Raw genomic sequence first — 14066 nt, 5'->3', positions numbered from 1 at the left:
GTGGCGCGCTTGTCGCCGTCTTCCACTGTCACTTCACGCAGGATGCGGATGAATTTCCCTTCGTATTCCTGATTCAATCGGCTGGCCTGGAAGAACAGGACGCCGCCAAGAAATTCATCCGCATCCTGCGTGAAGTGACAGTGGAAGACGGCGACAAGCGCGCCACTTTCGTTCCTTTCGAAGGGTTAAAGGTGAGCTTCGAGATCGATTTCGATCACCCGGTTTTCCGGGACCGCACCCAAAGTGCAAGCGTGGATTTTTCCAGCACTTCGTTCGTAAAAGAAGTCAGCCGCGCCCGTACCTTTGGTTTCATGAGTGACATCGAGTACCTGCGCAAGCACAACCTCGCACTCGGCGGCAGCGTTGAAAACGCAATCGTGGTCGATGCCGATGGCGTACTGAACGAAGACGGCCTTCGCTATGAAGACGAATTCGTGAAGCACAAGATCCTCGATGCCATTGGCGATCTGTACCTGCTGGGCAATAGCCTGATTGGTGAGTTCAAAGGCTTCAAGTCCGGTCATGCACTGAACAACCAGTTGCTGCGCAAGTTGATTGAGCAGACAGATGCTTGGGAAGTGGTGACGTTCGAAGACGCCAGCACCGCACCCATCTCTTACATGCGCCCTGTTGCGGCGGTGTAAGTAAAAAACCTCTCTAGTTTTTTGAAGGCCACCTTTGGGTGGCCTTTTTTTATTGTTTGAAACAGAACTCAGCCCGCCAGCACTCGGTTGCGTCCACCTTCCTTGGCCTGATACAACGCCTTGTCCGCCGCAAACAGCAACTGCTCCAGCGTCATCTCGCTCGCTGCCGTCCAGGTGCTGATACCGATACTCACCGTCATCGGCACCTGCGCCCCGTCGACCAGCGGCAATTGTTCCACCGCCTCACGAATATGTTCGGCAATCTGCTGCGCGCCATGACTGTCGGTCTCGGCAAGAATCACCGAAAACTCCTCGCCGCCATAACGCGCCACCAAGTCTGCCGGCCGTCGCACGTTCGCCTTGATGACTTTGGCCAGCTCGCGTAATGCCTGGTCACCCGCCTGGTGCCCATGCCGGTCGTTAAAGGCCTTGAAGTGATCGGCATCGATCATCATTACCGACAATGGTTTGCCCGCACGCTGGGCGCGGAACCACTCGTGGCGCAGCGATTGATCGAGCATCCGCCGATTGGCCAGACCGGTCAGTGCGTCCGTGGCAGCCAGTTGCGCCAGATCCCGTTCGGCCCGTTGGCGCAGGCGCAGTTCGCGGGCGAGCAGCCAGGTCAGCCACAACAACCCCAGACACAACACCCCCGTGGCGCCGCTGATCAGCATCGCCGTACGCCGCCAAGTGGCGAAGACTTCATCGCCGGACAGCGCAACGATGACCACCAGGGGCAAATTGCCGACCCGCGAATAGGTGTAGAGCCGCTGCTGTTGATCCATGCTCGATGTGCTGCTGAAACTCCCACTGCCGTCCCTGTCGCGCAGTATGCGCAGCACGTTGGGCCGGTTGCCGAAGCTTTTGCCGATAGAGTCGCTTTGCAGGTAAGGTTTCTGCGCCAGCAACACGCCATCGTTATTGATGATGTTGAGTGTGCTGTCGTTGCCGATATTCAGGCTGTTGAACAACTGCTCGAAGTAATCGAGCTTCATCGACGCCACAGCCACGCCGATGAACTCACCAGTGTCCGAAGACACCCGCCGACTGAAGCTGATCCGCCATTGGTTGGCCTCATCGCAATCACAACGGGTCTTGAACGGACGGCTGATAAACATGCCGACGTCGCGGTTGAACGCATGGGCCAGGAAGTAATCACGGTCGGCGAAATTGCCGGGTTTAGGTTCGACTCTTGAAGAGTCGGCGATCACATCGCCGTGTTTGTCGAGCAACAGAATGTCGCCCTTGAAGCGTGCCGTGGTCGAGCGGTCGAACAGCGCCAGATGGCGGATTTGAGGCGAGACCGCTTGCAAGTCGTCGCGCTGTGCAGCGGCAATCAGACCTTGCAGCGTCAGGTCGTACAGCTCGACGGTACGCAGCACGTCGGCGTCGATCAACTGGGCAATGGTCGTGGCACTGCGGGTGGCCGTTTCCTGAGCGTTGGCGTGCTCACGGATCAGTAGAAAAGTGACGATGCACAAAATCGCGAACACGGTCAGCGAACTGCCGCAGATCAGCAGCAGCTCGGGGCGTCCGGTCTTGCCCGCAACAGGTGGGGTAAGGCTCGCGATCATGATGCGCTTTCGGTTGAGAGGTCCTTTGAGCGTAGCGCCGATCCTAGAAGGCGTTGATCGGGTAGTCGAAGATTACGCGGTATTCATCAGTGTCTGTATCAATCGCGCCGTAACCGTTGCTGCCACGGTGGGTTGCCCATTGCAGACGCACGGCCAGATCTTTGGCCTGACCGCTTTGCACCACGTACTTCAGATCGATGTCACGTTCCCAGTGCTTGGCGTTTCGCCCTTCGGCGCTGTACCAGTTGGAGTAACCCTGACTGTCCGGGTCCACTTTGCTCAGATCAAGCGTTCCGCGCGAGTAGGACACCGCCCAATTCAGGCCCGGCACACCGACACCCGCGAAGTCATAGGCGTATTTGAGCTTCCACGAGCGTTCGTTCGGGCCGTTGAAGTCCGAGTATTGCTGCGAGTTGTCCAGGTAAACGCTGTCGCCCTGACTGATGTAATCGAACGGCGTGTTGCCGTTGACCCGCTGATACGCGGCGGTGACGCTGTGGCCGCCGACACCGGCCGTGACGTGCAAGCTGTAGGTGTTGTTGTCGATGTTGCCCAGCAGCGCATCGCCCGTGTCTTGGGTGTGATAGACGTGCAGGCCCGGATTGAGGCTGATCACATCGTTCAATTGCCAAGTGTAGTCGAGGTCGTAGTAGTACTGGTTCCAGATGTCTTTGAGTTCGGAGGCGTAAAGGCTGCTGGTCAAACCCTCGACACCGCTCCAGGCCACGCCCGCCCAGTTCAGGTGACGGCTGTCATCGCCATCGGCCAGGGCGCCATAGGAGGTGCCGATGCGTGTGTGGCCGCTCTGGTTGTAAGGCTTGGTGAAACTGGCCTGACCGCCTTCGATCAACCAGCCGTCGAAGCTGTGGTTGGTCAGGCTGACGCCTCGGAACGTTTGCGGCAGCATACGGCTGTCACCACCAGCAATCACCGGGTTGGTGAGAAACAGATCGCCGGCCTTCAGCTCGGTATCGAACGCGCGCATTTTCAGGGTGCCGCCGGCCGTCGAGAACGCGCCCGGCGCTTTGCCGTGGCCATCACTGATCGGCAGGATGCTGGAGCCATCCGTACCGCCACCGCCGTCGAGTTTCAGCCCGAGCATGGCGTGTGCATCAACGCCAAAGCCGACCGTGCCTTCGGTATAGCCGGACTGAAAGATGCCGAGAAAGCCCTGGCCCCACTCGATGTTGTCGTCTGTGCGCTGGAGACGATTGCGATTGATGTAGTAATTGCGGGCGTTGAGGTTGAGGTTCGAGCCCTCGACGAAACCTTCTTTGGCCGGCTCATCGGCGTGGGCGGAGGATGCCATCGTTGCGGCAACTGCAATGAACAACGGAGTAAAACGGACTGGGTAACGCACGTACAGGGGAGCTCCTTGGGGTCGATTGGCACTTCAATGTATCGAGGTGCTCAACGTTTTTTATTGGGGAAGACGCACCAAACGGCTTTCAGCCCACAACGAAAAAAGGCCGCTGAAAGGCAGCGGCCTGCAATGACGACGGTTGAACGGGAAGAGCCAAACAACCGCGTCGAGGGAAGCGGAACAGGGCGCTAATCAGCTGTCTTTCTCTGGCGATTGAGCCGCGCCGGCAGCGGCCTGAGGGGCTTGCGGGGCGCCTTTGGCCTTGGCCACCATTTCAGCCTGGTGCTGATCGTACGCTTGGGCTCGTGCAATTTTTTGCGCCACGAACGCTTGGGATTCTTCAGCCATCGCCATCGGCGACAGGATCAATGAGGACAAAACGAAAGCGCTGGCAATACCCATACTGTTGGACATTCTGAAAACCTTCTTGCTTGGCAAGTGCTGTTTGGTGCGGGCAAAGATAAGGTCGCTTTGCGCCTGGAAACAGCGTGATTTTCATAAATGACTGTTACAGCAACAGCAAATATCGGCGGGCTCTGGTGTATTGATCTTCCGGTCTATGGAAGACAGCGCTGAGAGCCGACCCGCCGCTGCGCGCTTAAAGATCCGCTCTCGCCAGCGGATACACGTTATATAGCCCAAGCATTAACGGCGTGGGTCTCTACGGGAGTGTCCTGTCATGAAACTCAGAACCGTCATTTCGAGTGTGTTGGTTTTGCTTGCGCTCACGGTCTCTGCTGCCCCTCAAGGCACTGCCGGGGAGATCCGTTTCACCGGTCAAATCGTCGATTCCGGCTGTGAAGTCGGGCGAGCGGGAACATTGGCTTTCAGTGAATCGCGCCAGGTCGAGCTCAAGCCCGGCATGCGCTTCGATGTCGATACCTACCGCAACGCGTGCAGCCATGAGACGTTGCCGTTTGCCATGACCTATGAGTCGCTGAAGACCTCGGCCGACAAAGGCATTGTGACCATCACTTACCTGTAAACCGTTCGGCGTGCGCCGCAAATCTTCAGGTGCTGACCCACGGCGCACAGGTATACTGCGCGCCTTTGTGGCTCACTGATCGGGCCCGATTTTTTGCTTTGCGGAGCTTTTATGACTTCCCCGACCCTACCGCCGGTTGACGACGCCGTGAGCGATGTCCCGGCTGAACTGGCCGACGCCAACGAAATCAAAGCCGAGATCCCGGCTTTCAAATTCCCGTTCAAACCGGGCGAGTTGGCGGGCGCCAAAGGTTCGAACCAGCCTTGGTACAAGAACGGCGCCAAGAATGGCCACACCAAGACCCCGGGCATGGCGCCGCCGGGCACCCGTCGTTCGATGGGCAAGCGCTGAGTTTCATTCCCCTCTCAGGCCTGGCTGTGATGTTCGATCACGGTCAGGTCATCAGCCTCAGCGAAAATGCTGGATCATGCCGCCCGTAGCGAGATGAACGCATACGTCTGCGCCGGCTCAGTCGCCACCTGCCCTCCGGCCGCCAGCACTTGCCCGGCAATGTCATCCCCGGACACATGAAACAGCCATTCACTCTTGGCTTCGCTCGGCGGTTGCGCGCTCACTTGGTCTATCACGGTGGCAAACGCCGCCATATTCGGCAAATACGCCGTAAACCCGTCGCCCTTGAGCGCCGTGGTGCGAATGCCGAGCCTGGCGCAAATCGCCTCTTTGATCTGGATGTCATCGCGATCCGCCTGACGTGAACGCTGTATCAGCTCCACCAATTGCTGATCAGCCAGTTCACCGCCGACGATCAGCGCCGGGCCCTGTTCCCAAGACTCCGGCGGGCAATCCTTGGCGGCAGGATTGAGCGGAATATGCGGGTTGATTTCCGCTGGATAAATCCGGCACACCAGGGGGCGACGTTCATAAATCCGACAGCGCTTGTCTTCGTCAAGATTCCGGCAGGGGCCGACGTTGTATGCGGCAAAGGTGATGGCTACGTGGGCATCGGCCATACCGCTGCGCACCACCACCGACCGCCGTTCGGCGTGCTCGCGCTGCTGCGCCGGTAAGCCCAGGCCGTTGCTGAGGAATGCTTCGACCAGCACGATCACCTGGCCGCCATCCGCTGCCCACATGCGGGCCTCGGAGAGGGTCAGGGGGACATGGTGGTCAGTGCAGCATTTGCCGCAACCTACGCAGGAAAACGTCGTATTCATTGAACGATCAATCTTCAATCAGGGTGTGAAACGGCGACGTAAAGTCGCCGTGCAGGCTCCTGTCGAAGCAAGTTGTGCGCCATTTACTGCGCTTTGGCGGTGGGGCGGATCGAGTCCCATTCGGTGACGAAGGCGCTTTTTGACTTTTTGTTGAACAGGCACAGCTCTGTACCTTGCTGGCCCTTCATGTGTTTTTGCGGGTATTGACCTTGCAGCAGAACGGCGGTGTAACCGACTCGGCGATCGAATTGCGCGGGGTTGCCAACCGGTTTGACGTTTTTCAGGCCACTGGCCTTGGTGCAACTGGCGAGTACGCTTTTGTCGTAGGCCGCCCAGGCTTCGGGGCTGGAGGCGTGGGCCAGGGAGGTGAGCGCGGTGAGGCAGAGCAGGCTTAAGGTGAGGGTCTTCATGGTGGGCATCCTTGTTATGGCCGAGGTTGGAGTATGCCTGAGTGTGAGACGTTGTCTGTGCCGACGTCGTCGCGGGGAAGCAGTGGATCAGTGCGGGACGATTTCCCGGCGAACCGCATACATCCCGGCACTCTCATACAACCGCTGCGCCCGAACGTTATCTTCCAGCACCTTCAAATCGACAAACCCCTCGCGTCGTTGCTGAAACACCTTGAATGCATTGAGCAGCAACGCCCGACCGAGACCTCGGCCTCGAGCACGCGGATGTACCACCAGATTCTTGATGTAGGCACTGGTCCAGCATTGCGCTACACCGACGACGCCCTCGGTATCGTGGGCAATAAAACACAGGGTCGGATCGTATTCGGGATCGGTTTCAAACCGTCGCTGCCATTGCTCCAGCGCTGGCACCCGGCCGCCGCCCTCGCGATAGCCCAGTTGCATCAGGTGGTGCACGGTCGGGGCCAGTTCGGCGTTATAAAGACTGACCTCGATACCCTGCGGCCAGACAATTGGCGGCGCGTCCGCGCGCAGATCGCGGCGCATCAGCAAGCAGTACGTCTGGCTCAAGGCTCAGTGTCCGCTGGCGGCAACGTGTTTGGCCGCTTCGATCAGGCGTTGGGTCAACTCCGGCGAGGAGAACTTGGTCAGCACCGCGTTGGCCCCGGCCAGGCGGGCTTTTTCGCTGTTCATCGCGCTGTCGAGCGAGGTGTGCAGCAGCACGTAGAGGTGAGCGAAGTCCGGGGTCTCGCGCAGGGTCCGGGTGAAGGCGTAGCCGTCCATCTCGGACATTTCGATGTCCGAGACGATCAGGTTGATCTGCCGCGCCGTGCCCTGCAGGTCGAGCAGGCAGTCGATGGCTTCCTTGGCGCTGCGCGCGGTGTGGCATTGCAGGCCGAGGTTACGCAGGGTATGCACCGATTGCTGCAGCGCTACCTGGCTGTCGTCGACCACCAGAATCCTTGCGTTGCCGAGGACTTCGGCGTCTTCCATGGTCAGGTCGGTGGGGGCCATTTCAATCTGCGCCGGGGCGATGCTGTGGATAACTTTTTCGATGTCCAGCACTTGCACCAGCGTGCCTTCGACCGAGGTCACGCCGGTAATGTAGGCGCGCACACCGCCGGAGCCGAACGGCGGCGGTTTGATGTCGGTGGTCAGGCAATGGATGATTTTGCTCACGGCCTGTACATGCAGGCCTTGTTTCGAGCGGCTGACGTCAGTGACGATCAGGCAGCCGCCGTTCGGGTCTTCCAGCGGTCGCTCGCCGATGGCGCGGCTCAGGTCGATCACCGACAGCGAGGCGCCGCGCAGGGTGGCGATGCCTTTGACGTGCGGGTGCGACTCCGGCAGCTTGGTCAGCGGCGGGCAGGGGATGATTTCACTGACTTTCAGCAGGTTGATCGCCATCAGCTTGCCGCTGCGCAAGGTAAACAGCAGAAGCGAAAGTGAATCTGCGCGGGCTTTGTTGGAGGACATAAAAACCTTCTGTGGAAAAAGGTGATGGGCGAAGGTGGAATCGCCAAAAACGATCGATGCCGGGTTATCGGCGTTTAAAGGATGGGCTTTAGGTCAGTTGTCAGGTGAGGGGGCTTCTCAGCTTTTCAGTTTTTCATGCCGAGGCGCTTGGCCATCCGCCCCAGATTTGCCCGATCCAACCCTAACTCGCGCGCCGCACTTGCCCAGTTATCCTGATTGCGCGCCAGCGCCGCACTGATCAACTGGCGCTGATACGCCTCGGTCGCCGCGCGCAAGTCCCCGCTGATGAGCGATACAGGCGCCACAACAGCGGCCGCCGGCAAAGGCGAGTTATCCACAACCTCATGCGGTAAATCCAGGTCCGCGGCACTCAGGCTGAGTATTTTCGGCCTTACTTTGCTGTTGCCCAGCGCTTTGAGGGCACTGCGACCGATCAGGTGTTCAAGCTCTCGCACGTTACCCGGCCAAGTGTAGGCGAGCAGGGCCTCTTGGGCGTCGCTGTTGAGCCGCAGGCTGTTGAGGCCCATGCGCGAACGGTTCTGTTCGAGGAAGAATCCGCTGAGCAGCAGCACGTCACGCCCGCGATCACGCAACGCCGGCACCCGCAGCGGGTACACGCTCAGGCGGTGGTAGAAGTCGGCGCGATAACGGCCGCTGCGCACTTCTTCGGCCAGGTCGCGGTTGGTCGCGGCGATCAAGCGCACATCGACCTGATGCTCCTTGTCCGAGCCTAGGCGCTGTAATTGGCCGCTCTGCAGAACCCGTAGCAACTTGGCCTGCACCGTTAGCGACAACTCGCCGACCTCGTCAAGAAACAGCGTGCCGCCATTGGCCAGCTCGAATTTGCCGCGCCGGTCACTGGTGGCGCCGGTAAACGCGCCGCGTACATGGCCGAACAACTCGCTTTCCACCAGCGTGTCGGGCAGGGCGGCGCAGTTGAGGCTGATGATCGGTTTATCAGCGCGAGGGGAGGCGGCGTGAATGGCTTGGGCGACCAGTTCTTTGCCGACCCCGGTTTCGCCGGTGATCAACACGGTCAGATCACTGCCACCCACCAGATTGATTTCTTCTACCAGCCGTTTAAGGGCTTTGCTCTGGCCGATCATTTCGCGGTGCTGCTGGCCGCTGGCCTGGCGGTAGACCTCCGCGCGCTGGTGTTCGTCTTCGGCGCGAGTCGCCAGACGTTCGATGCGCTCGGCGGCGTTGACCGTGGCCGAGGCGAGGCTGGCGAAGGCTTGCAGTGCATCCAGTTCGATCGGTTCGAAACGCTCGGGATCCAGGGCGTCGAGGGTGATCAGGCCCCAAAGCTTTTCATCGACGAACAACGGGCAACCGAGGCAGTCGTGGACTTGGAGATGATCGTCCAGGCCCTCGACCAAGCCGTCGTAAGGATCGGGCAAGTCACTGTCAGCAGCGAATCGGGTCGGCCCTTTGCCTGCCAGCAACACTCCGAAGCGCGGATGCTCGCTGACTTTGAAACGTCGGCCGAGGGTGTCGGTGCTCAAGCCGTCCACCGCCAGCGGCACCAGCGCTTCGCCGTCCAGGCGCAGTAGTGCGGCAGCGTCACAGGGCAGCAGGGCGCGCATGGCTTCGAGCAGGCGTCGGTAACGCTCGCCCTCGGGCAGTTCACGGGAGAGGTCGGAGACCAGAGGCAGCAGGGCGGTGAGCAGGGATTTGGCGGACATGGTTTTGTAGTCAAAGAGACAAGATGTAGTCGTGTTGACTATAAATAGCTTGGTGTCGATATGACTACTTAAATTTTAAGTGATTGTTTTTTATAGGAAATAAAGTTGGCACGGAAGCTGATAAGCCTAAGGTAACTTTCAAGATAACGCAGGAGTCACCCTTATGCTTAGCGTCCAGGATCGTGCCATCGTCAAATCCACCGTGCCTCTGCTGGAAAGCGGCGGTGAAGCGCTGATCACCCACTTCTATCGCATGATGCTCTCTGAATACCCGCAAGTGCGTCCGTTGTTCAACCAGGCCCACCAGGCCAGCGGCGATCAACCGCGGGCCCTGGCCAACGGCGTGCTGATGTATGCGCGGCACATCGATCAACTCGACCAGTTGGGCGACCTGGTGGCGAAGATCATCAACAAACACGTCGCCCTGCAGATTCTGCCGGAACATTACCCGATCGTCGGTACATGCCTGCTGCGCGCCATCTCTGAAGTGCTCGGCGAAGAGATCGCTACGCCTGAGGTGATGAGTGCCTGGGGCGCGGCCTATGGGCAACTGGCCGACATTCTGATCGGCGCCGAAACCGCCATCTATGATCAGAAAGAACACGCCGTCGGCGGCTGGCGCGGCGCGCGCGAGTTCATTGTGGCGGCCAAGGTCGAGGAGAGCGCGGAAATCATTTCGTTCTACTTTGAACCTGCGGACAAAGGCCCGATTCTCGCGGCCGAGCCGGGTCAGTACATCGGAATGAAGCTGATCCTCGATGGCGAAGAAATCCGTCGCAACTACTCGCTGTCGGCGTTGGCGAACAAAGGCCAGTACCGCATCAGCGTCAAGCGCGAGCCGGGCGGCCGTGCGTCCAATCATCTGCACGATCAATTGCAGGTGGGGGCGAGCATTCTGCTGTTTCCGCCATCGGGTGAGTTCACCCTGACGGCCAGCGACAAACCGCTGGTACTGATCAGCGGTGGCGTCGGGATCACGCCGACCCTGGCGATGCTTGAAGCGGCGCTGCAGACCAAGCGCCCGGTGCACTTTATCCACTGCGCACGCAACGGCGGCGTCCATGCGTTCCGCGACTGGATCGATGGTTTGGCTGAGCGTCATCCGCAACTCAAGCGTTTCTATTGCTACGCCGAAGATGACGGTGTGAGCCCGGCGGCGGACAACGTCGGGATGTTGAACCAGCAATTGCTCGGCGAATGGCTGCCGGCGCAGCGTGATGTCGATGCTTATTTCTTGGGGCCGAAAGGTTTCATGGCGGCGATCAAGCGCCATCTCAAAGCGCTGGGCGTGCCGGAGAAGCAGAGCCGGTATGAGTTCTTTGGCCCTGCATCCGCTTTGGAATAATCCTTCGGACCGAGTCGTTTGCATCGCGGGCTTGCCCGCGATGGCATCACTACGGTCTCGATTCTTAAAAAGTGTTTAAAGGTTAATCGTTTCTTAACCGGTTTATCGTTTATTCCCCGATGCTGATGATAGGCGCTCGTTCGTTTACCTGATCAGGATCGCTCCCATGTCGCACATCATCTTCTCCCCTCGTTTCAGCCTCGCTGCGCTGAGCCTGTCGGCTTCGCTGTTGGCCAGCCCATTTGCTTGTGCCGAATCGGCCTTGATCACACCGCAGACCCTGATCGTCGATCAGAGCCTGCCCAAGGCACAGGTTGAGGCCATGGAACTGGCAGCGCGGCGTTATGGCAGTTTCTGGAATTCGGGTGAGGAGGCATTGGCCATCGCCGCCTTGTCGCCGCAGTTTGTCGACAAGACTCCGCCTGAAGGTCGGGTGCAAGGGCCGACCGGGCCATTGCTGGCGTCGAAGTTCTTTCGCACAGCGGTGCCGGACCTGCGTTGCGACATTGAGCAAATGATCGTCGCCGGTGATCGCGTGGTGGTGCATCTGCACTTTCACGGGCACTTCAGCGGCACGTTCAAGGCTCTCAAAGGGCAGGGCCAGCGTGTAGACTTCCGGGCAACCGATATCTATCAGATCGACAACGGTCGCATCGCGGCCAATTGGCATATCGAAGACAACATCAGCCTGATGGCGCAACTGCACGCGCAGCCGCCAGCCAACTGAACCATGGACATACAAGGGAAACGCGATGAGCGAGGAAACGATTCGATTGGGACGTGAGCGGCGCTTTCTGGTGCTGCTGGGCATCATCTGCCTGGCGCTGATCGGTGGGGCGCTGTACATGCAGATCGTACTGGGCGAGGCGCCATGCCCGCTGTGCATCTTGCAGCGTTATGCGTTGTTGCTGATTGCGCTGTTCGCGTTCATTGGCGCAGGCATGCGCACCCGGCGCAGCATCACGGTGTTTGAAGTGCTGGTGGTGATTTGCGCGATTGCTGGCGCAGGTGTGGCCGGGCATCACGTTTACACGCAGTTCTATCCGGCGGTGAGCTGCGGCATCGATGTGCTGCAGCCGATTGTCGATGACCTGCCGCTGGCGAAGATCTTCCCGCTGGGCTTCCAGGTCGACGGTTTCTGCTCGACGCCGTACCCGCCGATCCTCGGTCTGTCGCTGGCGCAATGGGCGCTGGTGGCGTTCGTGCTGGTGGTGATTCTGGTGCCACTGCTGACCTCGCGTAACCGGAAAGCACTGCGCTGAGTCAACTTTTCAACGCTTTGGCCGATACAGAAAGCGCCCCGATTTGCGGATCAGCAAATCGGGGCGTTTTGCATTTCAGAGTGTTTGTCAGATCACCGTGACGAACGGCAATGGAGCGTGCGACAGGTGTGCGACATGTTGTCACACGAGCGGCGTCGCCAGCGGTTTCACAGACACGGATTGGTGTGCTGTTACAAAAAAGGATTGGTCTGTTTCGGCGTTTTTCGTGTTTTGAACGCGAGTGCCAGATCAGGCATTTTTAACAAGCGTCGGGATATGGCCAAAAGCCTTTGAATATCAGGCTTTGCGCAGTTCTGGTCTTCGCAAAAAGCCTTCAGAGCTGTCTGAACTGATGCGGATACACCTACTATTTTTGGTGTTTTTGTTGAGAATCGATTTCGATAACATGCGGCACTTTTGCAAAAATGGCGATGGATTTTTGCTCGAACGGATAAAAATTATTTCGGGATAAGACATGGTGTATAGGGCGCTACCTATCTACAATCGCCCGCAATGAATTTCCGGCACTGTTCAGCCTTTATTAAGGAACTGAGCAGGAAGTCGGGTGTCGAGCAGGCCGGATGGCTGGCGAGACACCCAGGTGTCGGTGCCTTCCAACTTTCCGCACCAAATGGAATTGGTCTGTAACAAGGCCTTTGACCACGAATTCGAATAAGAACTTAACGCTGCTCCGGGATTTGTCGAGCGTCTGACGCGCGACGGGCGGCCCTTATTCAATCCAAAGAAAATGCCAACCCTTGGCAGGGTGAAGTGTTGGCGATCAAAACCCAACTGCATTGCGCAAGCTGCTTTAGAGGTCGTGAGATGAGTAAAAACAGGTACCCCAGATTACTAGGCCTAGTGCCGCTGCTCGGCACGTTGTTGCTGGGAGGCTGCAACATGACCTTGCTCAATCCAACGGGCCAGATCGGCCTGGAACAGCGCAACCTGATCATCACCGCGACCTTGCTGATGCTGTTGGTCGTGGTGCCGGTTATCGTCATGACCTTCCTGTTTGCCTGGAAGTACCGCGCGTCCAACAAGAACGCCGTCTACACCCCGAAGTGGTCGCACTCGACCAAAATCGAAGTGGCGGTCTGGACCATCCCGGTGCTGATCATTATTGCCCTGGGTTACATCACCTACATTTCGACCCACGAATTGGACCCGTATCGTCCGATTGAATCCGACGTCAAGCCTGTGACCATCGAAGTGGTCGCGCTGGACTGGAAGTGGCTGTTCATCTACCCGGAACAAGGCATTGCCACGGTCAACAAGATCGTGTTCCCGGCGCACACGCCCATCAACTTCAAGATCACCTCCGACGCTGTGATGAACTCGTTCTTCATCCCGGGTCTGGGCGGCCAGATCTACGCGATGGCGGGCATGCAGACCAAGCTGCACCTGATCGCTGACCGCAACGCTGAAATGGACGGTATCTCCGCCAACTACAGCGGCGCGGGTTTCACCGGCATGAAGTTCAAAGCCATCTCGACGACTCAGGAAGATTTCGACGCCTGGGTAAGCGAAGTCAAGAAGTCACCTAAACAGCTTGATCAAGCTGAATACGCAGCCCTTGCCAAACCGAGCCAGAACAACCCAGTCGAGCTCTACTCGTCGGTCACGCCTAACCAGTTCCAGATCATCGTCGACAAGTACGAAGGTATGAAGCCGGGCAAGCCGCTGAAGCACGAGAAGAAAGAGAAAGAAGTGGCGGCCACGGATATTGACTCGAGTTCGCATTCAGCTGCCGGGGCAGAGGAGTAAACGATGTTTGGTAAATTAAGTTGGGAAGCAGTCCCATTCCACGAGCCGATCGTGATGGTGACCATCGCCATGATCGCCCTCGGTGGTCTGGCGCTGTTCGCTGCAATCACCTACTTCAAGAAGTGGACGTACTTGTGGACCGAGTGGCTGACGTCGGTCGACCACAAGAAAATCGGCGTGATGTACATCGTCGTTGCCATGGTCATGCTGCTGCGCGGCTTTGCCGACGCGATCATGATGCGTACCCAGTTGGCCATGGCCACCGGGGGGTGGGGCACCGGCCGGGCCCGGTGCCGCAAACACAGGCAGCACAGAGCGGCGCGGAGTAGGGTAGTGGGGAGGTGTGTGTGGGGGGGGGGGAGGCGGCCGACGGCGCCCCC

The 14066-nt window shown here is 58.8% G+C and carries 15 protein-coding genes and 1 pseudogene; 8 read left to right on the top strand and 8 right to left on the bottom strand.

The features are described from left to right. Positions 1 to 644, top strand: a 644-nt coding sequence (gene lpxC, locus ACIOWA_RS23375) for a UDP-3-O-acyl-N-acetylglucosamine deacetylase (protein ID WP_401162169.1), incomplete at its 5' end; no start/stop codon positions are given. A gap of 68 nt (positions 645 to 712) precedes the next feature. Here the strand turns inward: lpxC and ACIOWA_RS23370 are convergent. The 3 genes from ACIOWA_RS23370 to ACIOWA_RS23360 form a co-directional block, all read right to left on the bottom strand. Further along, positions 713 to 2218 (bottom strand): sensor domain-containing diguanylate cyclase, encoded by a 1506-nt coding sequence (locus ACIOWA_RS23370; protein WP_401162167.1) that lies wholly within the window; start codon positions 2216 to 2218, stop codon positions 713 to 715. A 43-nt stretch (positions 2219 to 2261) separates the two neighbouring features. Beyond that, positions 2262 to 3578, bottom strand: a complete 1317-nt coding sequence (locus tag ACIOWA_RS23365) for an OprD family porin (protein WP_401162165.1) — start codon at positions 3576 to 3578, stop codon at positions 2262 to 2264. Between the two features lie 195 nt (positions 3579 to 3773). Next, the gene (locus tag ACIOWA_RS23360; protein WP_401162163.1) at positions 3774 to 3995 is read right to left on the bottom strand and encodes a hypothetical protein; all 222 of its coding nucleotides are present in this window, start codon (positions 3993 to 3995) and stop codon (positions 3774 to 3776) included. 265 nt (positions 3996 to 4260) lie between these two features. On the opposite strand from ACIOWA_RS23360, the gene ACIOWA_RS23355 reads away from it, so the two are divergent. Next, complete coding sequence (locus tag ACIOWA_RS23355; protein WP_401162161.1) at positions 4261 to 4566, top strand: type 1 fimbrial protein; 306 nt, start codon at positions 4261 to 4263, stop codon at positions 4564 to 4566. Positions 4567 to 4677: 111 nt separating this feature from the next. Further along, a complete protein-coding gene (locus ACIOWA_RS23350) occupies positions 4678 to 4917 on the top strand; it encodes a hypothetical protein (protein ID WP_401162159.1) in 240 nt (79 codons plus the stop codon). 74 nt (positions 4918 to 4991) lie between these two features. Here ACIOWA_RS23350 and ACIOWA_RS23345 read toward each other — a convergent pair whose 3' ends face one another. From ACIOWA_RS23345 to norR, 5 genes are all read right to left on the bottom strand, one after another. Then, positions 4992 to 5741, bottom strand: a complete 750-nt coding sequence (locus tag ACIOWA_RS23345; RefSeq protein WP_401162157.1) for a YkgJ family cysteine cluster protein — start codon at positions 5739 to 5741, stop codon at positions 4992 to 4994. Between the two features lie 83 nt (positions 5742 to 5824). Further along, positions 5825 to 6151, bottom strand: a complete 327-nt coding sequence (locus ACIOWA_RS23340) for a hypothetical protein (RefSeq protein WP_339432144.1) — start codon at positions 6149 to 6151, stop codon at positions 5825 to 5827. A gap of 87 nt (positions 6152 to 6238) precedes the next feature. After that, the gene (locus tag ACIOWA_RS23335) at positions 6239 to 6697 is read right to left on the bottom strand and encodes a GNAT family N-acetyltransferase (RefSeq protein WP_401162176.1); all 459 of its coding nucleotides are present in this window, start codon (positions 6695 to 6697) and stop codon (positions 6239 to 6241) included. A 27-nt stretch (positions 6698 to 6724) separates the two neighbouring features. After that, entirely contained in the window at positions 6725 to 7627 is a 903-nt protein-coding gene (locus tag ACIOWA_RS23330; RefSeq protein WP_221731499.1) for a chemotaxis protein CheV, read from the bottom strand. Positions 7628 to 7752: 125 nt separating this feature from the next. After that, positions 7753 to 9312: a nitric oxide reductase transcriptional regulator NorR gene (gene norR, locus ACIOWA_RS23325; RefSeq protein WP_339465294.1), complete on the bottom strand. Its 1560-nt coding sequence runs from the start codon at positions 9310 to 9312 to the stop codon at positions 7753 to 7755. A gap of 163 nt (positions 9313 to 9475) precedes the next feature. Here norR and hmpA point away from each other — a divergent pair, with 163 nt between their 5' ends. The 5 genes and pseudogenes from hmpA to ACIOWA_RS23300 all read left to right on the top strand — a co-directional run. After that, positions 9476 to 10657 (top strand): NO-inducible flavohemoprotein, encoded by a 1182-nt coding sequence (gene hmpA / locus ACIOWA_RS23320; RefSeq protein WP_339432142.1) that lies wholly within the window; start codon positions 9476 to 9478, stop codon positions 10655 to 10657. A 166-nt stretch (positions 10658 to 10823) separates the two neighbouring features. Further along, positions 10824 to 11384: an ester cyclase gene (locus ACIOWA_RS23315; RefSeq protein WP_401162154.1), complete on the top strand. Its 561-nt coding sequence runs from the start codon at positions 10824 to 10826 to the stop codon at positions 11382 to 11384. 25 nt (positions 11385 to 11409) lie between these two features. Next, positions 11410 to 11919: a disulfide bond formation protein B gene (locus tag ACIOWA_RS23310; RefSeq protein ID WP_277759198.1), complete on the top strand. Its 510-nt coding sequence runs from the start codon at positions 11410 to 11412 to the stop codon at positions 11917 to 11919. A gap of 825 nt (positions 11920 to 12744) precedes the next feature. Beyond that, on the top strand, positions 12745 to 13686 hold the full coding sequence (gene cyoA / locus ACIOWA_RS23305; RefSeq protein ID WP_339432141.1) for a ubiquinol oxidase subunit II: 942 nt from the start codon (positions 12745 to 12747) through the stop codon (positions 13684 to 13686). A 3-nt stretch (positions 13687 to 13689) separates the two neighbouring features. Continuing rightward, positions 13690 to 14066: pseudogene (locus ACIOWA_RS23300) on the top strand (hypothetical protein); the annotation flags it as partial.

Source organism: Pseudomonas sp. NPDC087614, from assembly GCF_044743485.1.
GTDB classification, from domain to species: Bacteria; Pseudomonadota; Gammaproteobacteria; order Pseudomonadales; family Pseudomonadaceae; genus Aquipseudomonas; species Aquipseudomonas baetica_A.
This window is presented reverse-complemented; position numbering and strand designations above follow the sequence as displayed.